The organism is Pseudomonas sp. KD5 (assembly GCF_012932895.1).
Classification (GTDB): domain Bacteria; phylum Pseudomonadota; class Gammaproteobacteria; order Pseudomonadales; family Pseudomonadaceae; genus Aquipseudomonas.
Genome location: NZ_JDWJ01000001.1, coordinates 116,830 through 140,908, shown reverse-complemented (window position 1 = coordinate 140,908; position 24,079 = coordinate 116,830). Strand labels below are relative to the sequence as shown.

Here is a 24,079-nt window from a genome sequence, read left to right as displayed (position 1 = left end):
CTGTCGCAAAAAGCCGCCAGCTCGCGCGCCCCTCGCCCAACTTTGCTGCTCCCCGAGCTAGTTGTGTAGGCAGACCTCGACAATCTTCTGGAAGATTGAGCTTTTGGCCGCCTCCCGTAGCCTCACGATGTCGTAGGTGAAGCTTGAAAAGAACAACTCGCCCAATGGGTTGTTCAGGACAGGAATGCGGGTACCGACCTCGTCGGTGATCACAACGTTGTACAGCAAGCTTTGCTTTGCAATGGTTCCGTTTGTGGCTTTATTTGACGCCACGAAGTACAAAGCCCCTTCCAAGCCGTTGTCCTGGATGAACACGCTGTGACGCTGGTTCTGCTTGGTGGGTGTGATGTAGTACGGCAGTGAAGCCACCTCGGCGCGAACCTGACGGGACGGTGACGTACCATCATCTTGGCGCTCCTGATTGTCGAATAGCGTGTTACCGATAATCGAGGGTACGCGAATGGTGTTGTACGCATTCAGCCATGTATTCGAGCGCATGTCTCGAATCAAAAACGCTTTGTTCCAAAGGACGTCAAAAGCCTTGGCATCTTCCTTACCGAAAACGGCGCCCAACTGCTTGTACTCATAATTGAACTCACCTTTGCATGTATCATCAAACCGGCGCGAGCGCTCGATCTTGATGGTCTCGCCGCTTACGGTCACATCGAGCACCTGGATGTAGACGTTCTCGTTCCAGTCCCTTCGGCAGCTCACCAACTGCAGCGCATGATCAGGCAATGTTGCGCCGCTGATGGTCACGGACTTGTCTCGGAAAATTGACTCTTTGAGTGCCAATTCCTGCAAGCATTTCTCGATAGCCGATGCGGAAGGCTTCTTTTTGAGGTCGACGTCGATGCCTTGGCAGATGGTATCGACGGATGTTTTGAAGCGATGCAGCTTCACCGACGTGTAGTAATCGAACTGCGCACCAGGAGTACGCTGGCTGTCGCGAAGCGCTTGCCAGAAGCTATTGTAGGCCTCCATCTCCTCCCCCTTGGGCTGGAAAATGCTGGAGCCGTTCTTGCTCTTACCGGCTGTCTTAACCTTTGCGCTAACGACCAGGTAGTTGGTATTGCCGACCGCCAGCTCAGTGGGTAGAGGCAGGCCTTCACCACTTAGCACCTTACACGCACCGAACTGATCGGCCAGGGTGGCAATGGTGCTTTCCCAAGCTTCATTGCCCGCCTGAGCTGTATCGAGCAGCCAGAGCGGATTTGACATGCTCGTCAGTCCTTCCAGGAACGCCCTGACCTGATGGGTGGCTTCATACACGAGCGGACTGAACTCAATACCGGCGCGGATCAGAAGGCGCTCTATGCGATTCAGGCAGTCAGTTTGGTGGTAATTGATGCTGTTGTGATACAGGTCGAGTGCCTTCGCCTCGGGATTGCTAGTGGCGAACGCCATGTAGTTGCGATCTGTATTCGTGGTCGCGTTGAGGGAACGTACACGCTGGTAACGTTTCCCACTCCAATCGAACATCAACATACCGGAGTCAGTGACTGGTCTGCTCACAGAGTCTGCAGACGCGGCGCACTCCATGACTGCCCGTCTGAGGTTGACTACGAGCTCCTGCTCCTTCGAGAAAAACAGATCGTATTCCAAAGCCTCGAAGACGTCGTTACCGTTTTTGGCAGTACGACTGAACACCAAGCCAAGGTACAGATTCGCGTTGTATTCGACCGGGGCGATTTCGTAATGCTTGTGCACATCCGATAGGTACGAGAGCTTCAGCTTTAGATCCAGCAATGCCTGGATTGCATAACTGGGGTTGAGTGAGTGCTCGGTTATCACTTGGCGCACGTGGCCAGGTGCCGGCGCATGGATGCTCAGGTAAAGAAAGCCAAAGATCCCCTTCTTGCCGCTGAACTTGCTGTAATGCACCTGGGTCGACGCAGGCACACCCAGCATTTTGCGGATGAAGTCCTTGATGGTGGCATCGACCCGTGGGTAATACACCTCAGGCTCCTCACCAAACTGTCTGGTCACCTCAACCACCGCTGCCTGGATGTGCCCGTGTCCCTCTTCAAGGACTGACAAACGGTCAATGATGCCGCTAAGGTCGCCAGGCAGCTTCAGCATGTTGGTGCGTGCCTTTCCGGCAGAGCCAGTTTCCAGACGGTTTATTGGAGTCATCGCGCGTTCCTTAGCAGCTGTACCAATGTGGGATTAATCATCAGACGGTCATCCACCCTGTGGGTGCTTCCCACTTCGCTCTGCGGCACGTACCGGGTGATGACCTTGAAGGCGTTGAGGAAATGGATCGACTCGCCGCGAGTAGCCTCTCGCTCGGCGTTAAGAGCATTGTCATCCGGTTGTGTGTTGACATAAAGAAAGCGAGGAGTGAGCTTCAGGCGATCGCACAGTACCTGCATGTTCAAGCGCTTGGTTTCTGCCCTGTGAAGCGTTTTCAGAGAAAGCTCCTCGCTATCCAGACTGGCCGACCATCGCTTCACATCGATGCAGATGACCATATCTTGGGCCCTTACAAAAATGTCGTAGCTTTCGTAAACCGCCGGGCCCAATAGCTCGATGAGTTCATCGAGACTGAGAGGTGTAATCCCGAGCGCAGAAAGCACTTTGGAGAAGATGAACTCCCCTACGTTACCCTTGAGCAGTGGGATGAGCGCGGGATTAGGGAGATGAACATCAATTCCCTCAGTAGCCATGTTGCAGGCGAGGTTGATGATGCCTGTTCCCGGATCTCGGTCGTCGCCATCGTTGCGAACATAATCTGGGACAAGCCATTTCCCAGGCTGGTAGACGGTGTGACCATGCAGCAGGTCGCTCAAGTGATTGAAGCTCTCGGAGGTCGTGCAGACGGTGACGCGCTCCGTGACCGCCTTTGGCAAGTAGAAAGCCTTGATGACGTCTTGGTAGTAACTGGAGGCTTTCACCAGTGGCGACGACTGCAGCTTACGTAAGTATTTCTCAGGTGCCGTGATGCTCTCGGGAGATCTGAGCATCTCGTTAAACATCATCGCGTCGCGATCACCTTCCCGGGCGCTTTTGAGGATCTTGTTCCGGAAGGCACCGGTGAAGAAATTATCGATGTCCGCAGCGTCAGCGGCAACCTTGGCGGTGAACAGCTCACGCTCCTCCTGATTGGCGAAGCAGCGCCCCTCCGCTTGCTGTAGGCAAAACTGCATGAGCCTATGATTGAGCAGCGACAGACTGTTAATAAGCAGGTCATTGCCCTCCCGCCGAAGTCTGCTGTACCTCACCACCAGGTCGTCAATGACATCACTTGGTAGAAATATCTCGGTATGAAGATGGGTATCACGCCGCTCAACACGCCCGACAGCCTGGATAATGGCTTTGAGCACTGCAAGGTCGTGCTCCTGATTCAAGATACGTCGGTTCTTGGGCTGCATCAGGTTCGAATCGAACTGAGACAATCGAACGGCCTCGTTCTGCCCCGAAGCAATGTGCTTGAGCAGCAGAATGTGGTTCTTGACGGTATTGAGCCCGGTGTCCTTCTCACGGATGGCGCTGTAGAAAGGCGTGTTTACCAAGATGAGTCGATCAAAATCGTGGTGGAAGCCATCCTCGGCACGCTCAACGAAAAGGTTGAGACCAGTACCAGCGCTGCCGTATGAGGAAATCAGGCAAATACGGGTATCGGCATCCACCTTGAGATACTCATCAATATTGACCTCTTTGGCCAGCTGAGCGCTGAACAAGATGACCCGTATCTTGGCTCTGCCATCGAATGGCCTTAGCTCGAAAATTTTGTCCTGATACTGACGGGACAGCCCTTTGATGCGGCTTTCGATCCCCTGTGCAAACAGCCTTTTGAAAAGTTCGGCAAAGCGATTGTTGAGTGAGAGAACAAAGGTATTTTTGCCGTCCCACGCTGCCATAAGCATGGCCTCGATCTGCCGGCGGTAGGCGGACATCCGATACTTGTTATCGCGAAAGCCTGGCGGCAACAGGTTGGTTGACCAGAAGCTGAAAACGCTCTTGAAGGTTGGTTCACTACGCAACCCACTGATGTCATCAGCCGATGTCTTGTGGAACGGCCTCACCTCCATCGTCCTGGCTTTGGCACGGGCAGCCCGAAGATCTGACATCGCGCCTACATCAGCTTCGGAGCGTTGAACGACGCGAACATCCAAGTTGTCAGGTTGAGCCTCACCGTATCGGAACAGCATCCTTCTTGAGAAATTGCCGGAATAGGAATTCCTGAAACCCGTAGTCGCGCTCAAGCACATCGCACTGTTCTGAGTGGCGTGCAGAATACGCAGCAGCTTGACCTCGGGGAGCTCAAGGATCAGGTCAAGATGGAAATCAACAAAGACCCGGTTCTTCACCGCCTCACCACCGAAAGGGATTTCCTCGACCTTGATGAGCGAGAAGACAATCTTCGGTGCGAAAAAGGTGAAGAACGCATCGACGAATATTTCTGCGTCCTTAGCACGATCGAAAACCGAGGCTACGTAAGAACGATGCTGCCTGGAGGTTTTGATGAACTCCAGTAACGGCGCGTTCTGACTGGCCTCGTGGCCAAGCTCCAAGAGTTGCCTCAGCTGACTCTTCTGAGGGACTTTGGAGCAGGCATACAGGGCGCAGAGCATGACCTGCAGGAAGTCGTGCAAGGTGGGGTCTTCAGAGGGGCTCCCATCATCGAAATACAGACGGATCTCACTGTTACCACACACCGACCGCATCCTGATTCGCTTGAGCGCATCCTCGTTGTAGAAACGCCTTGGAGTGAGGCTGAAAATATTCCGAGACAGCGAAAGGATCTGTTCGACATCGCGATTGTCGATAGTGATATGGCCGACGTTGCCAGAGCACATCTTCAGGATGGTATTGAGAGGGACACTAGCTTGGCAGTCCTCCTCATAGTGCTGACGCAGATCCTGCATTAACTCAGCCGTTTCGTCGAACGCGATGGGTTCGTCATCGTCGGGGCCATATTCTTCTGAAATCACTTCCATGAGGCGATGCAGGCCAGCAATCACATGAGGTGGCTTCACCCTCTCGTTGACCAGCTTTATCTTGCTCTCCTCGAAAATCCTGTCGTAGCTATCGTGTTCTTCATCCACGACGAGGTTGAACGTGATGCCGTGAATCTTGAAAAAATTTGCCTCGTCCGAGATGAAAAAATCGTTCTTGAGGTATCCGATTTGCTCATTGTGCGACAAGCTGCAGGCCGCACCAATGGGCGCGATAGCCTCTTCCTCGGCATTCGTGGGTGAACGCTTAGCTCCCAGAATCGCATCGAAGCTCAGCTTCTTGATGTTCGGCTCTCGCCTTTTGTCGGTGTAGGCGATGAACGCGCGCTTCAAAAATCGGGCCGTGGTAGCGATGAAGATGGTTGGCCCTACCTTGGCCCGCTCGAACGGCAGCACATGGTCGATCACCTCAATCTTCGCACGCTCCCGATGATTCTGAGGCCCCTTAAAGCGGTCTTCAGTGGCCACGAATTGAGAGCCGACTTTCTCCCTGATAACCGCTTTAGCCAGCCCCTGTAGCGCAAAGAGCAGACGGCTTTTCGAAGCGTCAATTCGGCGCCGCAATTCTATGTCGCGCAGGTGGTCAGGATCTTCCAGTTTTAGGTAGCGCGTGTGCTCAGCTTCTGCCGCTTTGAGTCCGTTGATCGCACTGCTCAGTTCGCTGACTGCGTCCCGGTAGTAGTCGGAGTTAAGGGCACTGATCCAACCGATGTAAAGGTCTTCGTTGCGTACCTTGGAAACCCAGCCGACGAAGTTCAGATCAGATAGGTCTCGCTCAGCCAAGAAGCTCAAAATACTGACGCCGCGCTCTGCAGCTTTATCCTGAGTGACCTGGGAAACGTCGATCTGCGCCTTGTGTGGCGTGATGAAGAACAGATTGCGATGACCACCGCTTTCGTTACGAACGGCGGAATGCTCGACGAACTGATCGAACACGTTATAGGACTTGCCGAACCCAGTACCATCGTTGGCAAAGCTTACGGACGGGTTGGGTTTGCTATTGCCATCGAAAAAGGGCGCCAAGCGAGCCCGATGCGAGTTGATTTCATGGCTGAGAGCAGCACTGATGCGACCGTCCATGGATGACCTCACCGTCTTCAGGATGATGGCAATATAATAGTTTCAGCTGTCGAGGTTGCTGACATAACCGACAAATTGCAAGCGTGCAGGCTCAGACTTTAGGCGACAGCCACAGGCAACGAACACTTTCTACCATGAACCTCAGCGGCAATCCTGGAAGGCTTCTGGCTCTCCACCTCGTCAGCTTTCGTAGCCTGAAGTACTAGTGAAGAAACCCATCCATACGTCCAGAACGATCTGCTACTCGCCACATAGTGATTGGCATGACAGAGGCTAAAAAACTCCGATGCGCCGCAACGAGCGAGCTTCTGTTCGAAGCACTGATCGCTGACTAGGAAAATCGAAACACCTTTTCAGGAATGTCTTCTTCAGAAGGAGTACCTGCATCTAGTTGGAGTTGAGAATTGGCTCAGCTAGAGTCTTATGACCCATCAGCCAGGCAAACCGCCGCTGAGCAGTCATCAGGGAAGAAACCATGAACATCCAGCATCTGGAAATTGCGAACTTCCGCAAGCTCCTGTCTGTTCGAATCGATCTCGCCTGCACCACCACCCTTCTTGTCGGCGCTAATAACAGCGGTAAGTCCTCCGCGATGCTGGCACTGCGAAAGTTTCTGCTCTCCAAGGCATCAGCGTTTCGTTTGCAGGATCTGACGCTCTCACACCTTGCGGCTATTGATGCCATTGGCGAGGCGTGGGAGGTCGCGGGCGACGATTTCGAGATCCCGGCGGCAAACGACTGGGCAGAATGGCTGCCCACGCTGGATATCTGGGTTAAGGCAGAGGAAGGTGAACTGCATTTCATTCGGGATTTAATCCCGAATTTTGCCTGGAAAGGTGGGCACGTTGGAATGCGATTCCGGCTCGAACCCAAGGATATGCCCGCGCTGTTTACCGACTATCGCAAAGAGCGCACTCGGGTAAAGCAATTGCAGCAGGAGATCCTTAATCAAACGAAACCTGACCAATCACCGCCTGTTCTACCCCTTTGGCCACAGGGCCTGCACGACTACCTCAACCGGCGTCTAGGCAACACCTTCGTAGTGCGATGGTATCGCCTCGATCCCTCTCAGCTAAGGGATCCTGATCCCGACACTCGCCATGCCAATCAGCAGCCATTGGCTACGAGTGCGATTCCACTTGAGCGCAACCCCTTAGACAACCTCATACGCGTGCATGAGATCAATGCTCAACGCGGGTTTGGTGACAGTGCTGATGAACGCGTGACTGAAGGAAAAGGGGGATCGGGTAAACGGCTCACCGAACAACTACGCGCTTACTACACTCGACATCTAGATCCTGGCGACAGTCCGGACATTTCGGACTTAGAAGCGCTCACGGCGATCCAAGCTGCCCAGTCAGCGTTTGATACCCGTTTAACTTCAAGCTTTGCTCCTGCCCTGCGAGAAGTTGCTGGCCTGGGCTACCCCAACCATTCCGATCCAGCCATCAAGGTAGAGACCCGGCTTGCCCCCACCGACGGGATGAATCACGAAGCTGCAGTGTTGTTCGAGCTTGACTCAGTAGCGGGGGCGCCTGGTGCTCCGGCACTGCGCCTGCCCGAGACCTCCAACGGCCTGGGCTATCAAAACCTGATTTCAATGATTTTCCAGCTCATGGCGTTTCGTGATGAATGGCTTAAAAAATACAAGAATGTGGAAGAGCAAACTGCCTCGGGCGTAGAACCCATCCACCTTATCCTCATCGAAGAGCCTGAAGCCCACCTGCACGTTCAGGTGCAACAAGCATTCATCAAGCACGCCTACCATGTGCTGTGCTCCGACCCATTGCTTGAGAAATACCCGAACCTAAAAACCCAGTTGGTTGTCAGCTCCCACTCAAGCCATGTCGCCCATGAGACGGAATACGAAAATCTGCGCTATTTCCGCCGACTCCCAGCAGGGATGGCGGGTATACCAATCCCAGTCTCGACCGTCTCGAACCTAAGTTCCGTGTTCGGTAAAAAGAACCAGACCAAGGCATTTGTTACCCGCTACCTGCGCGCTCAGCATGCCGATCTTTTCTTCGCGGACGCAGTGATTCTCGTTGAAGGCGCTGCCGAACGCATGATGCTGCCTCATGTCCTGAGAAAGCATTTCCCCTTCCTGGATCGTTGCTACATCACCATCTTGGACATTGGCGGAAGTCATGCGCACCGGCTGCGCCCACTGGTCGACGCCTTGGGAATTATCACTCTGGTGATCACCGACCTGGATGCAGGTTTATTGAAGGTGGCGAAACCGGTCGAGCGCAATGCGCAGCAGCGCACCAACAATCCCACCGTGCGCCACTGGATGATGGCTCGCAATCTTGGCCATGACGTCGACACCTTGCTGAATTTAGCATTCGATGACAAGGCTCAGCAGATCGACGATCTGTTCTCGATCAGGATCGCTTATCAAACGCCCATCACAATTCGCCTCCCCCTTACGAATGAAGAAGTGGAAACTCTCCCGAATACGTTCGAGGACAGCTTGGTACTGAGCAATGCCGAGCATTTTGCGAATAAGAGTGGTCGCGGTTTGACACGATCATTCGCCAAAGCGTTGCGCGAAGCCGAAACAGCATTGGGCTTGGGAACTGCGCTGTTCGATGAACTCCGAGGCGGAGATAAAGCGGAGTTCGCGCTGCAGGTATTGGAAGACCCTGATTTCGCCAAGCTCTTGGTGCCAGAGTACATTCGCGAAGGCCTGACATGGCTCGAAGACAAGCTCAAGAAGAAGAGCAAAGAGCTTCTGATCATTCCCTCCGCCAGCATTGAGGTAACCGCCCAATGATCGTCACGACGGAGATCGAAATGGATGATGCACCGAGCGCTGATTGCATCATCGAGCAATGTCTGAACCTTGAGCAACCACGCAGTTTTTTCTTGTACGCAGGGGCAGGATCAGGGAAGACGTACTCGTTGGTCATGGCGGTGAAATCGCTCAAGGACAGAGAACGGCAACGCCTCACGTTCGAGGGGCGTCAGATTGCGATCATCACCTACACCAACGCCGCGCGCGATGAGATCGCGCGTCGACTTGAGTTCGATCCGCTGGTAGTGGTCTCCACCATCCATGCCTTTTCTTGGAAGATGATTCAAGGCTTCAACGACGACATACGTGAGTGGTTGAGGGTCAAGCTGGCAAACGATATCGCAGAGCTGGACGACAAGATTCGCCGGGCTAGACAGCCCAACAAGACCTCATTGGCAAACCAGGCAAGTCGAGACAGCAAAGCTCGTCGCCTGAATGACCTCGATAACATCCCAACCTTCACTTACAGTCCGACGGGAGATAATCGGGGCAGACAAGCCCTCAACCACACCGAGGTCATCCAGATGGCAGCGCAGTTCATTCCTGAGCCGCCATTGCTCAACATTCTCGCAGATCGTCATCCTGTTCTGCTGATTGATGAAAGTCAGGACACCAATGGCCCACTCATGGACGCATTTCTTCGAGTCCAAGCCCAAGTGTCAGATCGTTTTTGCCTCGGCCTGCTTGGCGACATGATGCAACGCATCTACAACGACGGTAAGGAGCGCCTAGACGAATCAATTCCTGATGATTGGGCCAAGCCGGAAAAGCGCATGAACCGGCGTTGTCCTACTCGCATTGTTGACTTAATCAATGTCATCCGTGCCAATGCCGACACTCACCAGCAGAAACCAAAGCCTGGTGCCATTGAAGGAACTGTGCGGATGTTCTGCACTCAGCAAGCGCCCGGCCAAGACTTCAGCTTGGAAGCTAGAATCGCTGAGCGTATGGCAGAGGTTACGGGTGATCCGACCTGGGCAAGCGGTACTGCGGGCAGGAAGACGCTCATTCTCGAACACAAGATGGCCGGACGCCGCATGGGATTTGAAGGTGTATTCACGCCGCTCTACAACGTAGATCACCTTCGCACGGGACTGTTGGATGGGACGCTGCCCATCCTCAAACTATTTTTTGAGCGCGTCGCCCCCATTCTCCAGGCAGCTCAGAAAGATTCCTTTACGCTCATGGAGGCCGTACGACTCCGCTCCCCCCTTCTTGACCCGAGTTATATGAAAGACGCGCCAGACCAATTGGCCCTACTAGAAAAAGTCGGAAGCGCAGTCCAAACGTTGTGTGAGTTGTTTAGCAACGATCACGACCCACTGATCGAAGCCGTAGCCCAAGTACTCTTTGAAACCAGCCTGCTTGATCTTCCAGATCGGTTGATCGAGGCGATGCTGGCAGGTGCCACCGATGAGGCCCCACCGGAGACGACAGATCGTGAAGCGCTGGAAACCCACGCTTATCGCATGCTGTTAGGGCGCCCCTATTCAGAGATGGCTGCCCTTGCTGATTACGCCGATGAACTCTCGCCATTCGACACACACCAAGGCGTCAAAGGCTTGGAATTTCCACGCGTCATGGTGATCATCAATGACGAAGAAGCTGGCGGGTTCCTCTTCAGCTACGACAAACTGCTGGGCGTAAAGCCTGCCTCTGAAATTGATATCAGAAACGAGCGCGATGGCAAAGACAGCTCCCTTTCTCGAACACGCCGCCTGCTTTACGTCACCTGCAGTCGTGCCGAGGAAAGTTTGGCGATCGTGGTGTATACAGCTCAACCGGAAGTGGCCAGAGCCTCGGTGATAGAGGCCGAATGGCTGACTGCTGACGAAGTGGTTATGATTTGATCAAGCGACACAAGCCAGGCGCCACTTGGCGCTTGGTCTCATCTCCGCGCATCTTGCTGCGCCGCTGAGGCTAGTACTCAAAGCGAAACCACGACAGCACTGCCCAACGTTTCAAGCTGTATCAAATATTCTGCTGATCGCTCAACCTTCGGGTAAACCCTGCATCGTCTCTTAGCCCATCTTCCAATAAGGCTCAGTTTTTTTGATATGGCGGCTCGCTTTCTCAAGCGCAGGCCTCGACTCATCTTTTTCCAGGTACCAGTAGCAGTACGTGATCGCCCGCGTAATGGCGACATAAGCTGTGCGCAAGGCCTCCTCGCTTTGAGCCGTGTCGTATCCACAGGGATCTCCCGGCCTGCTAAGCCCGGCTTGCGCATAGAGATCATTTTTTGACGGCGACGATGTCTTCAAGTCGCAGTCGCCTAACAGGAAAACCGCCTTGGCCTGCAGGCCTTTGGCGGAATGGTACGTCAAGAACTTGATTTGGGTGGAGCGTTTCTCAAATCGGGATCGCTCAACCAGTTCCTTCAACTCATCACGTGCCTCTTCCTTCACAGAGTTGGAACGCGTAAGTACGAGAATGGAGTCGCCAGCATCGTAATGACGCTCGACATCGGCAGCTATTTGTTTCCATTCCAGATCTTGGATTTTGACCGGTACCTGGTGCTCCGTGACCTCAGGGTTCATAGCGGTGCCATGCTTATTATCGAGTCCCGGGGTGCGCTTCACAATTTCCTCGGCGGCATCGATCACCATCTGATGCGAACGATGATTCTCCTGCATCAAAACTTGATTAGGTACTGGTGATTCAAAGACCTTGTCAAATTCAAGCAAGTAGTGAGGCGAGCTGCCGCGCCAGCCATAAATGCTTTGCCAGTCATCGCCAACCGCCATGACTGATGCATGTGCCGCCCGCCCCTTCGTAGGGACGACCAGATTACGTCGCTCGATCTCGGCAAATGTTGCGCGAATCCATGAGATCGTATTGGCGCCTACGTCTTGGAATTCATCAACTAGCAAGGTCGTCATCGGCTGGAGGACACCGGGTGTTAACACCCGAAGGTTGTGAGGCTTGCGCTCGCTGAACAATGCAAACATGGTGTTGAATGTCATGATCGGCGGAGACATGTGGAACAGCATTCGCGTGAAGCTGCTCCAGTAGATCGCCAGCGCATGGAAGAAATCCCGATCCGGATCGTCTTTGCGAAGACGCATTGCTCGGATGGCTTCGAACACGTCCAGCCCCAGGTTTTCCATGTACGACGCTGCGCTATAAAACGCCTCGGTGATGTACTGAGGGACGATATCCCCCTCAATTTTGTAGTTAAATTTCGGGCAAGTGTTCGCGAGGTTTTTGATCACCTCAATCGACTTGTCAGCATCCATATAGCTTCGCAGGAAGATTACAGGCCGGGAACAGTGCGCCTGGAAAAGTATGAGCTTATTTTTGACGTCATACGTGAGGTACTGCCAGCGCCCTTCCTTCGCCCTCAGCTCGCTATCCTCAGAGCGGTCTACGCCTAGAATAACGAACGCATCGATCTCAGAGATGTAGCCGTTAACCTGAAAGTCCTGCCCTAGGAGTCGGATCACTTTCCGAGAGGGCTCGATTCCCTGAATGGGCCATTTGCCTGCTGCTCGCCAGGTGCGCTCCAGCGTGTCGCAGATGTCTTCGTCTGCCTTGGCTAGATCGCGAGCCTGCCGCTGCGCCTTGAGCGCTTCAGGGCTTTCAGCACTCATCTTCTCTATCGCAAGCGAATGGCTGTACAACTTGCCGATCAGTGCTTTGAATTCCGGGTTGGAGTCATACAACTTCATGTAGCAATCGTTCATCAGTGCTAGCTGGGCTTCCCCCATCTTCACCTGGAACATCGACCCCTTTTCCTTGGTACTCCCGTCCTTTTCCAAAAACTCGAACGGTGCTACATCGCTCATGCCCGGCAAACAGCGTGCAAACGAAAGAATCCTCGAATGGAAGGTTCGAACGATTTTAAGCGAATCCTCGACGGTAATGTCGTACTTCCAGTGCTTAAACACCTCCCTCACCTTTTTCGCGAAATCCAATTTGGATTCAACGGTGAAGGTTACGACGGTCATATTCTTAAATTCGATCCCAAGGTAGTGACGCAGCACCAACAGGCGGAGCACCATGGTAGTGGATTTTCCGCTCCCGGCCCCTGCCACCACAGAAGTGGTGGGCGTTTTGGAGAGGATCATTTCCCATTGGGATTTAGACGGGATCTGTTTGGGAAGTCGAGCTATGACATCTGCGCGGATCTGCTCCGCCAACTCATCGGTGATGGGGAAGCTCCAGTCCTTGAACAGTACGTCCTCACGTACACCAGGAGCCCCGATTGTAGGAGATGGCCCAGGCTGCAGTTCAATGACAAGCTTACCTTCCTCGTAACCTTTCTTGTGCCCCTCATCAAAACCAGCAATATGGCCCTCATCAAACCCGACCATACGGCCTTCGTGATGTCCGGAGACGTTGCCTTCACGCAGCCCTAGAGCACGCCCCTCAACCTTGCCTGTCTCGGTACCCGCCTGGCGCCCCGCATCAAACCCTAGTCGATACCCATTCTGATGCCCAAAAGATCTACCAGCCTGCCACGCGGAAGTCTGCTGGAGGCCCGCCGCATCCATGGCCCTGTTTATTAGCCGGTGAAATAGGTTTTTTGAGAGGGGGGGGTCTGGCTGATCGTTGATATTCGAACCAATCTCTGGAACTTCCAATACGTTACCTCTCCACTACGGCATGACTAAAAACTAATGACGACAAGGCGACAAGGCGACAAGGCGACAATCAGAATACACCGCCCGAGTAACGCGGTTTGGGGATCGCAGGCGCAGGAGAGGTTACCAAGGGTGAAAACGGAGCTCAAACGCAGCGGGCAAGGTCAGATGCTCACGGTATTCACTCTGGGACGATGTGAGGGTAAAGAACGCTAGGCACACCGTAAATTTCTACCGCGTTCTTGCTGGCCTGGTCAGCTTTCAAACGTACGACCATCTTGGCTTACTGATGTGAGCGGAATGTCTGGGTGACAGAGGTTGGAGTGTTGCCAAGTGTTGCGGGAGTCACTGCGCTACCGTGTCACATCCCGAGGGTGGGAGTGGCTGAAAGCGGCAGAATGCTGGGGAGGGGAAATTAGGGGAAAAAGCGATAAAGCGTTTTTGACAACATTCGGACTATTTTTTGCTAATTAGCAAAACTTGAAATTCATCGACGCACAGTTTTTTGCGCAGACGCTGGGAACGGTTAGTCGCCATTGGAACAATCCTCATAAGTAATAACGGGCGGCACTTTAGCAGTTTAAGGCGCCGATTACCCGCCTCAGAACGGCGCGACGTCTACCGTCGGTAAAAAAATAGCGGATTAGTCGACCAAGGTGCGGCACAAGCCCTTGCACCTTGGGGCATAATGCCGACACTTTCATGACCGCTGAGGGAATTTATCACCATGCCCTCGTCTTTTTCCCCCTCGGCTGTAGGGTTTTATTTCAGATGATCAAATCTTTGCGTCCATTGCTGCTGGCCAGCCTTCTTCTGCCCCTGGCTCTCCCCATTTCCGCCGCGCCGATCAACACCGCCCTGTCGCCCAACGTTGAAAAGGCCCTCAAGGCCAGCAAATTGCCGGACAGCGCCTTGTCGCTGGTGATGATCCCGCTTAACGGCCCGGGCACCCCAACCGTTTATAACGCTGACGTTTCGGTCAACCCGGCCTCGACCATGAAACTGGTCACCACCTATGCGGCGCTGGAAATGCTAGGCCCGAACCATCAGTGGAAAACCGAGTTCTACACCGACGGCACCCTCAGCGGTGGCATCCTCAACGGTAACCTCTACCTCAAGGGTGGCGGCGATCCGAAGCTGAACATGGAAAAACTCTGGCTGCTGATGCGCGACTTGCGCGCCAATGGCGTGACCCAGGTCACCGGCGACCTGGTGCTCGACCGCGGCTTCTTCGTGCAACCGCAACTGCCCGAGTTCAACGACGACGGCAATGACGAGAACAAACCGTTCCTGGTCAAGCCCGACGCACTGCTGGTCAACCTCAAGGCCCTGCGTTTCGTGGCCCGCAACGACTCGGGCAAGGTCCTGGTGTCGGTCGAGCCGCCGATTGCCAGCATCCGCATCGACAATCAGGTCAAGGCACTCAACTCCAAGCAATGCACCGGGGGCGTGCGCTACAACCCGGTGACCCAGGCTGATGGCAGCGTCACCGTGACCGTCGGCGGCCAGTTGGGCGAAGGTTGCAGCTCCCAGACCTATTTGTCGCTACTCGACCACGCGACCTACACCGCCGGCGCCGTGCGCGCGATCTGGAAGGAATTGGGCGGCAGCATCCAGGGCCAGGATCGTCTGGCACCGACGCCGAGCAGCGCCAAGGTGCTGGCCCGGGCCTACTCGCCAGACCTGGCGGAAATCATTCGCGACATCAACAAATACAGTAACAACACCATGGCTCAGCAGTTGTTCCTGAGCCTGGGCCAGAAATTCCGCACCGACGCCGACAGTGATGACGCGAAAGCGGCCCAGCGTGTGGTGCGTCAGTGGCTGGCGCAGAAAGGCATCACATCACCGCACCTGGTGATGGAGAACGGTTCCGGCCTATCCCGCGCCGAACGGGTAAGCGCACGTGAAATGGCCGCAATGCTGCAAGCCGCCTGGCGCAGCCCGTACGCCGCCGAGTTCATCAGCTCGATGCCGATTGCCGGCACCGACGGCACCATGCGCAAACGCCTGAAACACACGGCCATGACCGGTGAAGCCCACGTCAAGACTGGCACCCTGAACACCGTGCGTGCCATCTCCGGCTTCAGCCGCGATGTCAATGGCAATACCTGGGCGGTGGTGGCGATTCTTAACGACAAGGCTCCGTTTGGCGCGTCTTCGGTGCTGGATCAGGTGCTGCTGGACCTGTATCGCCAGCCGAAGCTGCCGACCACGGCATCGGTGTTGTAACCGGATCCATAGAACACCTCAGATCCAATGTTGGAGATTCTATGTTGCAGGGCAACCCTGCAACATAGAATCTCCAACACGGTCTGTATGCAGACCTAGCTCATCTGCCCCTCAACCCGATCCCTTCCCGCCTGCTTCGCCGCGTAAACCCCCGAATCCGCCCGCAACAGCAACGCATCCGCGCCTTCCCCGGCCCGCCAGCTGGCAATCCCGAAACTCGCGGTAACGATCCCCACCTCGTCGATCGGCGAACTGCGCAACCCTTGCCACAGTTCCAAGGCCAGCACATGAGCCTGCTCGCCGTCGATGTCCGGACAGAGCACCATGAACTCTTCGCCCCCCAGGCGACAGAACACATCGGTGCGCCGCAGGCGACGGCCAATACGCTCACACACCGCCTGCAATACCCGATCGCCCACGGCATGGCCGTGCTGGTCATTGATGCGTTTGAAGTGGTCGATGTCGAGCATGATCACCGACAACTCGCCACCACCGCGCTCGACCCGGGCCATTTCTGTGGTCAGGCGCTCCTGAAAGTAGCGGCGGTTGTGGATCCCGGTCAGGGAGTCGGTCACCGACAGTGCGCGCAACTCCTCTTCCACCCGCTTGAGGTCGGAAATGTCCGAAATGTAGCCATGCCACAGCACACCGCCACCGGGCAGCTCCTCCGGCGTCGCTTCGCCGCGGACCCAGCGCAGGCCACGCTCGGGCAATAGCACGCGATACTCTTCGCGCCAGGGGCTGAGGTTGTCCGCCGACACCTGGATCGATGCGCGGACCCGGCGCGAGTCCTGAGGATGAATCCGCGAGAACACCGCTTCGGCATTGCTCAACAGTACCTCCAGTTCGAGTTCGTAGATCTCGCGCATCCCGTCGCTGGCATAGATCACGCTGAAGCGCCCATCGAACTCCATCTTGAACTGGTAAATCCCGCCGGGCACATGGGCGCTGAGTTTCTTCAACAACAAGTCCCGCGCCGCCAGGGCCTCGTGGACGCGCTTGCGCTCGGTGATGTCGATACAGATCGCCAAGTGCCCGACCCACAAACCCTGCTCGTCGAGAACGGGGGTCGCCAGCATGTTCACCGTCAAATGGCTGCCGTCGCGGCGCACCAGCGTCCACTCCCGAGCTTCGTGACCGCCCTCTTCCCCGCCTTCGACCAACATGGCCTGACAGGTCGGAATCGGCTTGCCATAGCGCGCGCTCAACTCCGCCGACCGCGCCTCGAGCTCCCGGGGCAGGTGCAGGTTTTCCAGGGTCATGTGGCCCACGGCCTGCGCACTGGAGTAACCGAGCATGTGCTCGGCACCGGCGTTGAAAGTGCTGACGATCCCGCGCAGGTCGGTGGCGATAATCGCCACCTGAGTCGCAGCATCCAGCACGCCGCGCAATTGGCCATGCGTGCCGCGCAGCTCTTGCTCACGGGCGTGCAGTTCCTCGGTCCGTTGCTCGACCATTTTCAGCGCCCGTTGCCGCTGGCTGACCAACACATAGAGAAACACACTGAGCAACAAGCTGAGTAAACCACCCAGCACCACCTGGCTGGTCACTGAGGAATGGTTGGCTTGCAGGAACGCAGCACTGGGGCGCATATCCACTTGATAATCGTGGTCGGCCAGGCGCAGCAAGCGCGTGGAGGACAAGTCACTGGCCCCCGCCGGGTTGGTCGACTCGTACAGCACTTCGTGTTGGTCATCGGTGGACAAGTCGAGAATGCGCACCGAGAGAGAATCATGATTCTCTTCCGGCAGCCCGTCCGCCAGCAGCTGGCGCATGCTGATCACCGCCATCACATACCCGACGGGCGTGGTGTCCGGCAGGTGCTGACGGCTGACGGGGGCCACCAGCAACACCCCCCGTGAATAGGCAGGCTCAATGCCTACCAGATGCAATGGTTGCGAGACAGCCATGCGGCCAGTTCGATCGGCACGCTCCAGGGTCGAACGGCGCAGGGGCTGAGCCAGCAGGTCGTAACCCAGCGGCGTGGGCAGTCGGCTCTGGGTTTGGGTATAGAGCACCGGCACGTACTCGTCCCGTTCCGCGGCCGGTTGCAACTGGCCGTCGGCGGTGAGTTCGCGAAAGGTGAAATTGCTCAAGCCTTCGTCATGCACGAAGCGTTCAAGCAAGGGGCGTTCGGCGCGGGAAACCCGTGGTGCCCAGGAATAGGCTTGGGTGCGCCGCAGAAGAGGTTTGGCGTAACCGTCGAATTCCTCGCGGGACACCGACTCGGAATTGGCAAAGAACCGGCGCAGGCCATCGAGGCGCTGCTCCTGATCTTCGAAACGTTCTTCGATACGGCTGTAGCGTTCACTGGCGAGCAGTTGGAAACGTTGCCGCATTTGCTGATGAAACTGATTGAGCGTGGCCCAGGCCAGTAACCCCGTAAGAATCCCGCCGACGAGCAATACCAGCAGCGCGACCAGCCAGGCCGAGACATCTTCGCTGATAAAACCCAGGATCTTGGGGCGCACGGCGTGTAACGACATAAACGCAACTCATAACGCCAGGTGCCGGAAAGCCCATTGGCCATGAGTTGAGTTATAGCTATTAGCCACTAATTTGACCAGCACTGAAAGAACCAAAGAGCCTTTAAAAATCAAGGCTCTGTGGATCCAATCAGGCTCAAGTGTCAGCGAGCAGTGATCTTCCAGGCACGGTGGATCTTGCCATTACGGGCGAAATCCGGATCGATGGTCTGGGCCGTGATTTCTTCAACGGCATAACGCTCGGTGAGGTTTTCCTCGAGCTGGAACTTGCGGAAGTTGTTGGAGAAGTACAACACCCCGCCCGGCGCGAGACGCGCCATCGCCAGGTCGATCAACTGCACCTGATCACGCTGCACGTCGAAGATCCCTTCCATGCGCTTGGAGTTGGAGAAGGTCGGCGGATCGATGAAGATCAAGTCGTACTCGTCACGGCAGGCGTCGAGCCAAGCCATCACATCGCCCTGCTCCAGACGGTTCTTGTCAGAGAAACCGTTCAGCGACAGGTTGCGACGCGCCCAATCCAGGTAGGTTTTCGACAGGTCGACGCTGGTGGTGCTGCGCGCACCGCCCTTGGCCGCATGCACGCTGGCAGTCGCGGTGTAGCAATACAGGTTGAGGAAGCGTTTGCCGGCCGCCTCTTTCTGAATCCGCATGCGCATCGGCCGGTGGTCGAGGAACAGCCCGGTATCGAGGTAGTCAGTGAGGTTCACCAGCAGCTTCACGCCGCCTTCGTTGACCTCGTTGAACTTGCCCTGGGCGCTCTGGCGTTCGTACTGCTTGGTGCCGCTCTGACGTTCGCGACGCTTGACCACCACGCGGCTCTTGTCGATGTTCAACGCCTGCGGGATTGCGGCCAGGGCATCGAACATCCGCGCCGAGGCTTTTTCCGGATCGATGGATTTCGGCGCGGCGTATTCCTGAACGTGGACCCAGTCGTGATACAGGTCGATGGCCATGGAATATTCCGGCATGTCGGCATCGTAGACGCGGTAGCAGTCGATGCCTTCACGCTTGACCCACTTGCCCAGCGCCTTGACGTTCTTTTGCAGACGATTGGCAAACATCTGCCCGCCTTCACTCAGGCGCGGCTGCTCGATCACCGGGGCGGGTGCCGGAGCCGGTTTGATCGGATTGCCGTTCTTGTTGTACTTGCGCTCTTGCGGCTCACTCGGTGCTTCATCATAGGCCGCCTGTTCACGCTCGGCCTGACGCTGTTCCGGGGTGCGACGCTCGCCGGTGACAAACTGGTCTGGCGTGACCTTGATCAGCAGCAATTTGCACGGCAATGCGCCGTTCCAGAACGAATACTGTTTGTGGCTGCGGATGCCCATGCGCTTGCCCAGGTCCGGGGCGCCGGTGAACACCGCCGCCTCCCAGTTCAAGCACGCCTGACGCAGACGCTCGCCGAGGTTCTGGTAGAGGTAGAGCAGGCTCGCCTCATCGCCCAGACGCTCGCCATACGGAGGGTTGCAGATCACCAGGCCTTTCTGGTTCTGGTCCGGACGCGGCTCGAACGTTGCCACTTCGCCCTGGTAGATCTTGATCCACTCGCTCAGGCCGGCACGCTCGACGTTGTTGCGGCCCGGTTGAATCAGGCGTGGGTCGGCTTCGTAACCACGAATCCACAGCGGTGGCTTGGCCAGGCCGGCCGCGGCGCGTTCGGTGGCCTCTTCGTGGAGCTTTTTCCACAACGCCGGCACGTGCCCGAGCCAGGCGGTGAAGCCCCACTGCTCGCGGCGCAGGTTCGGTGCCATGTCGGCGGCGATCATGGCGGCTTCCACCAGGAACGTGCCGACACCGCACATCGGGTCAGCCAGCGCGCCACCATCGGCGGCAATGCGCGGCCAGCCGGCACGGATCAGAATCGCTGCCGCGAGGTTTTCCTTCAACGGCGCCGCGCCTTGCTGCAAGCGATAACCGCGCTGGTGCAGGCTGTGCCCGGACAGGTCGAGGGACAGGATGGCTTCGCCACGGTCCAGACGCAGGTGAACGCGCAGGTCCGGGTTGAGCTTGTCGATGGACGGACGATCGCCTTGCGGGGTGCGCAGTTTGTCGACGATGGCATCCTTGACCTTCAAGGCGCCAAAGTGCGTGTTGTCGATGCCAGAGCCGTGACCGCTGAATTCGACGGCCAGGGTGCCGTCGTTGAGCATGTGGTCTTGCCAATCGATATCCAGCACGCCGTGATAGAGGTCTTCGGCGTCCTTCATCGGGAAGCGCTTGAGCACCAACAGCACCCGGTTCGCCAGACGCGACCACAGGCACAAGCGATAAGCGGTTTCCATGGTGGCCATGCCGCGCACAGCCGAGGTGTGCTCGCGTGCTTCCTCAAGGCCAAGCCCGACGGCTTCCTCGATGAGCAGACCTTCAAGGCCTTTGGGGCAAGTGAGGAAGAGTTCGAAACGATCGGACATGGTAATTCCAGAGCCTTTAGCTAAGTGAACCGGCAACGCGTTGCCGATCCGGTTTTCAATCAGGCGTTTTTCTAACAGAACGCCCGCGTGGCACGAAGGTGTGCCGTCCCACCCTGACTGCTCGGGTTAAAAGAGCTTAGATGCCAGGGCAGATAAAAAAGTTGATGAAACAAAATGTCATAAGTCGACCCTTCGTCGAATAATACCCAAGAGCAACGGGTGTCATTCTCGTTAAGGCACAACCCCCAGCATCCAGCGGAGGGCCGATCATACCGGGCTTTGGCCAATCAACACGGCACAAATATCGTGTTACTTATGGCCATAGCATCTTTATGGTTACGTTCTTATGACAAAACGGTCATTCCCTCGATGTGACGCATTGGTTAGAACTCAACTCAGGTTGACGTCGCAACGGCGTCAACACCTTGGCTCGCGACGCCGGCAGCGAGCCACCAACGGCAGAATTTTTCTGCCTGACCTCGATTGAGGTCGACGCGATACATACAGTCAACAAGTGAGGGAAACACCCTATGAGAAGACTTAAGCGTGATCCGTTGGAAAGAGCATTTTTGCGCGGATATCAATATGGCGTTGGTGGTAAATCCCGTGAGCTTTGCCCTTTTACTCTACCGTCGGTACGCCAAGCCTGGATCAATGGCTGGCGAGAAGGACGCGGCGACAATTGGGACGGTATGACCGGCACTGCGGGAATCCACAGACTCAACGAACTTCACGCCGTCGGCTAATACAGGGCACACACTCCGACACGACAATCTGATTACGCTACGACTTAACCACGCACGTCCTATCCGGACGGCGGGCTTCGGCCCAGGGGCTCCTTCGGGGAGCCCTTTTTTATGCCTGCTCCAAATTCAGCGAAGAAACCATTGTGGCGAGGGGGCTTGCCCCCGTTGGGCTGCGAAGCGGCCCCAAAACCAGGCAACGCGGTGAATCAGAGAGAACACGGACACAGGGTTTACGACTGCTTCGCAGCCGAACGGGGGCAAGCCCCCTCGCCACAAAAGCCCTCAGCACAAGGTCCCTACACTGCCTTCAGCGCAGCGCGGCGATGGCGTCTACCGACTCACGAATCAACGCCGGGCCTTTGTAGATGAAGCCGGAGTAAATCTGCACCAGGCTCGCACCCGCGGTGATTTTCTCAGCTGCGTGCTTGCCTTCGGTGATACCGCCCACGGCGATGATCGGCAAGCGACCGGCCAGTTCTGCCGCCAGCACCTTCACGGTGTGGGTGCTCTTGTCGCGAACCGGTGCGCCAGACAAACCGCCCGCCTCGTCACCGTGCTCCAGGCCTTCGACACCGACGCGGCTCAGGGTGGTGTTGGTGGCGATCACCGCATCCATCCCGGTTTCGATCAGTGCCTGGGCCACCTGCGCGGTTTCTTCATCGCTCATGTCCGGTGCGATCTTGATCGCCAGCGGCACATGTTTGCCGTGGCGCAGGGCCAATTCCGCCCGGCGCGTGGCCAGGTCGGCGAGCAATTGCTTGAGCGAGTCGCCGAATTGCAGGCTGCGCAGGCCCGGCGTATTCGGTGAGCTGACGTTGACGGTCACGTAGCTGGCGTGGGCGTAAACCTTGTCCAGGCAGATCAGGTAATCGTCGACCGCACGTTCAACCGGCGTATCGAAGTTCTTGCCGATGTTGATACCCAGCACGCCCTTGTACTTGGCCGCGGCCACGCGAGCGAGCAAGTGATCGACGCCAAGGTTGTTGAAACCCATGCGGTTGATGATCGCCTCGGCTTGCGGCAAGCGGAAAATCCGTGGTTTCGGATTACCCGGTTGCGGGCGCGGGGTGATGGTGCCGATTTCGACGAAACCGAAACCCAGTTGGGCAAATCCGTCGATCGCCGCGCCGTTCTTGTCCAGACCGGCCGCCAGACCCACCGGGTTCGGGAACTCCAGGCCCATGACCGTCACCGGCATTTTCGCCGGTGCCTTGCACAGCAAGCCGTTGAGGCCCAAACGCCCGCCCGCGCCGATCAGGTCCAGGGACAGATCGTGGGAGGTTTCCGGGGAAAGTTTGAACAGCAGCTGACGGGCCAGGGTGTACATGGGCAGGCTTGACTCGGGTGGCGATGAGAGGCGGCGATTATAGCCGCGCATCGAGTCCACAGGCGAGGCGCACGACAAAATCAGCCAGCGATGGCATATGCCTTGCACCAACATGGTCATCAGCACTCATGCCAACGACGGAATGAGTGGCAGGACAATGGCGTCGTCACCGGCTCTGCTCGCGCAGAGGCCATGGGGCGACGTTTTTTTTGGAAGGTGCAAATCGATGAATGAACCATCAGCCGGCCCACTGGCCTGGGTCAACGGCAGCGATGCCCCGGAAAAAACCGAAATCAACCTTGGCTTCATGGCTCTGAGCGACTGCGCCTCAGTGGTGGTCGCCGCCACCCAGGGCTTCGCCCAGCCTTACGGCCTGACCCTGAACCTCAAGCGCCAGTCGTCCTGGGCCAACCTGCGAGACAAACTGGTCAGCGGCGAACTCGACGCCGCCCACAGCCTGTACGGCCTGATTTACGCCGTGCATCTGGGCATCGGCGGCGTAGCCTCCACCGATATGGCCGTGCTCATGGGCCTGAACCAGAACGGCCAGAGCATCAACCTCTCCCACGGTTTGCAAGCCCTGGGCGTGACCAGTCCTGAAGCACTGGACCATCACGTGCACCAAAGTCGCCCAAAACTGACCTTCGCCCAGACATTTCCCACGGGCACCCACGCCATGTGGCTGTATTACTGGCTGGCGAGCCAGGGCATTCATCCGTTGCAGGATGTCGACAGCGTGGTCGTCCCCCCGCCGCAAATGATCGCGCACCTGCAAGCCGGGCGCATCGACGGTTTCTGCGTCGGCGAACCGTGGGCTGCCAGTGCGGTGCAACAGAATCTCGGTTTCACCATGGCCACCACCCAGACCATCTGGCCCGACCACCCGGAAAAAGTCCTCGGCTGCACCCGCGCCTTCGTCGAGCAATACCCCAATACCGCCCGGGCCTTGGTGATGGCGATCCTCGAGGCCAGCCGCTTCATCGAAGCCAGCCGCGAAAATCGCCGCAGCACCGCGCAACTGTTGAGCGCCCCCGAATACCTCGATGCCCCGCTCGATTGCATCGAACCGCGCTTGCTCGGTGACTACGCCGACGGCTTGGGCAATCGCTGGCAAGACCCGCACGCGATGCGTTTCCACGGTGGCGGCGAGGTCAATCTGCCGTACTTGTCCGACGGCATGTGGTTCATGACCCAGTTCCGTCGCTGGGGTTTGCTGCGTGACGACCCGGATTACCTCGGCGTGGCCCGCCAAGTCCAGCAACTAGACTTATACCGTGAGGCCGCCACCGCTGTCGGCGTGCCCGCCCGGACTCAGGAAATGCGCAGCAGCCAACTGATCGACGGCAAGATCTGGGACGGTTCGGACCCGGCCGGCTATGCCCGCAGTTTTACGCTGCACGCCATGAGCGACAACGCCCCCCTTCTCGCCAGCCGCTGACAGGAGCCTACGAAT

The 24,079-nt window shown here is 56.7% G+C and carries 11 protein-coding genes; 5 read left to right on the top strand and 6 right to left on the bottom strand.

The features are described 5' to 3' along the window. Positions 1-57: 57 nt before the first annotated feature. Both AF70_RS00610 and AF70_RS00605 read right to left on the bottom strand, forming a co-directional pair. Positions 58-2,136, bottom strand: coding sequence for a hypothetical protein (locus AF70_RS00610; protein ID WP_028941093.1), 2,079 nt, complete (start codon positions 2,134-2,136; stop codon positions 58-60). Beyond that, complete coding sequence (locus AF70_RS00605; protein ID WP_028941092.1) at positions 2,133-6,041, bottom strand: hypothetical protein; 3,909 nt, start codon at positions 6,039-6,041, stop codon at positions 2,133-2,135. Before AF70_RS00605 ends, AF70_RS00610 begins: the two co-directional genes overlap by 4 nt. A gap of 475 nt (positions 6,042-6,516) precedes the next feature. Between AF70_RS00605 and AF70_RS00600 the strand changes: the two genes are divergently transcribed. Together AF70_RS00600 and AF70_RS00595 are read left to right on the top strand one after the other, a co-directional pair. Then, complete coding sequence (locus AF70_RS00600) at positions 6,517-8,817, top strand: AAA family ATPase (protein WP_028941091.1); 2,301 nt, start codon at positions 6,517-6,519, stop codon at positions 8,815-8,817. Next, positions 8,814-10,688 carry a UvrD-helicase domain-containing protein gene (locus AF70_RS00595; protein WP_028941090.1) on the top strand — a complete coding sequence of 625 codons (1,875 nt, stop codon included), beginning with the start codon at positions 8,814-8,816 and terminating at the stop codon, positions 10,686-10,688. Before AF70_RS00600 ends, AF70_RS00595 begins: the two co-directional genes overlap by 4 nt. Positions 10,689-10,859: 171 nt before the next feature. On the opposite strand, the gene AF70_RS00590 is transcribed toward AF70_RS00595, so the two are convergent. Further along, complete coding sequence (locus tag AF70_RS00590; RefSeq protein WP_050438326.1) at positions 10,860-13,421, bottom strand: UvrD-helicase domain-containing protein; 2,562 nt, start codon at positions 13,419-13,421, stop codon at positions 10,860-10,862. A 771-nt stretch (positions 13,422-14,192) separates the two neighbouring features. Here AF70_RS00590 and dacB point away from each other — a divergent pair. Then, positions 14,193-15,653 (top strand): D-alanyl-D-alanine carboxypeptidase/D-alanyl-D-alanine-endopeptidase, encoded by a 1,461-nt coding sequence (dacB, locus tag AF70_RS00585; RefSeq protein WP_028941088.1) that lies wholly within the window; start codon positions 14,193-14,195, stop codon positions 15,651-15,653. A gap of 95 nt (positions 15,654-15,748) precedes the next feature. Here the strand turns inward: dacB and AF70_RS00580 are convergent, their stop codons facing one another. Together AF70_RS00580 and rlmKL are read right to left on the bottom strand one after the other, a co-directional pair. After that, complete coding sequence (locus AF70_RS00580) at positions 15,749-18,139, bottom strand: diguanylate cyclase (RefSeq protein WP_028941087.1); 2,391 nt, start codon at positions 18,137-18,139, stop codon at positions 15,749-15,751. A gap of 143 nt (positions 18,140-18,282) precedes the next feature. Next, the gene (rlmKL, locus tag AF70_RS00575) at positions 18,283-20,553 is read right to left on the bottom strand and encodes a bifunctional 23S rRNA (guanine(2069)-N(7))-methyltransferase RlmK/23S rRNA (guanine(2445)-N(2))-methyltransferase RlmL (RefSeq protein ID WP_019579762.1); all 2,271 of its coding nucleotides are present in this window, start codon (positions 20,551-20,553) and stop codon (positions 18,283-18,285) included. A 530-nt stretch (positions 20,554-21,083) separates the two neighbouring features. On the opposite strand from rlmKL, the gene rmf reads away from it, so the two are divergent. Then, positions 21,084-21,299: a ribosome modulation factor gene (gene rmf, locus AF70_RS00570; RefSeq protein ID WP_003223300.1), complete on the top strand. Its 216-nt coding sequence runs from the start codon at positions 21,084-21,086 to the stop codon at positions 21,297-21,299. Positions 21,300-21,606: 307 nt separating this feature from the next. On the opposite strand, the gene AF70_RS00565 is transcribed toward rmf, so the two are convergent. Further along, on the bottom strand, positions 21,607-22,626 hold the full coding sequence (locus tag AF70_RS00565; RefSeq protein ID WP_026331742.1) for a quinone-dependent dihydroorotate dehydrogenase: 1,020 nt from the start codon (positions 22,624-22,626) through the stop codon (positions 21,607-21,609). A gap of 226 nt (positions 22,627-22,852) precedes the next feature. Between AF70_RS00565 and AF70_RS00560 the strand changes: the two genes are divergently transcribed. Then, positions 22,853-24,064 carry a CmpA/NrtA family ABC transporter substrate-binding protein gene (locus AF70_RS00560; protein WP_028941086.1) on the top strand — a complete coding sequence of 404 codons (1,212 nt, stop codon included), beginning with the start codon at positions 22,853-22,855 and terminating at the stop codon, positions 24,062-24,064. The last annotated feature ends 15 nt before the right edge of the window (positions 24,065-24,079 follow it).

Coding starts and splice junctions, on each gene's coding strand:
- AF70_RS00610 (WP_028941093.1), bottom strand. CDS start 2,136: ATGACTCCAATAAACCGTCTGGAAACTGGCTCTGCCGGAAAGGCACGC.
- AF70_RS00605 (WP_028941092.1), bottom strand. CDS start 6,041: ATGGACGGTCGCATCAGTGCTGCTCTCAGCCATGAAATCAACTCGCAT.
- AF70_RS00600 (WP_028941091.1), top strand. CDS start 6,517: ATGAACATCCAGCATCTGGAAATTGCGAACTTCCGCAAGCTCCTGTCT.
- AF70_RS00595 (WP_028941090.1), top strand. CDS start 8,814: ATGATCGTCACGACGGAGATCGAAATGGATGATGCACCGAGCGCTGAT.
- dacB (WP_028941088.1), top strand. CDS start 14,193: ATGATCAAATCTTTGCGTCCATTGCTGCTGGCCAGCCTTCTTCTGCCC.
- AF70_RS00580 (WP_028941087.1), bottom strand. CDS start 18,139: ATGTCGTTACACGCCGTGCGCCCCAAGATCCTGGGTTTTATCAGCGAA.
- rlmKL (WP_019579762.1), bottom strand. CDS start 20,553: ATGTCCGATCGTTTCGAACTCTTCCTCACTTGCCCCAAAGGCCTTGAA.
- rmf (WP_003223300.1), top strand. CDS start 21,084: ATGAGAAGACTTAAGCGTGATCCGTTGGAAAGAGCATTTTTGCGCGGA.
- AF70_RS00565 (WP_026331742.1), bottom strand. CDS start 22,626: ATGTACACCCTGGCCCGTCAGCTGCTGTTCAAACTTTCCCCGGAAACC.
- AF70_RS00560 (WP_028941086.1), top strand. CDS start 22,853: ATGAATGAACCATCAGCCGGCCCACTGGCCTGGGTCAACGGCAGCGAT.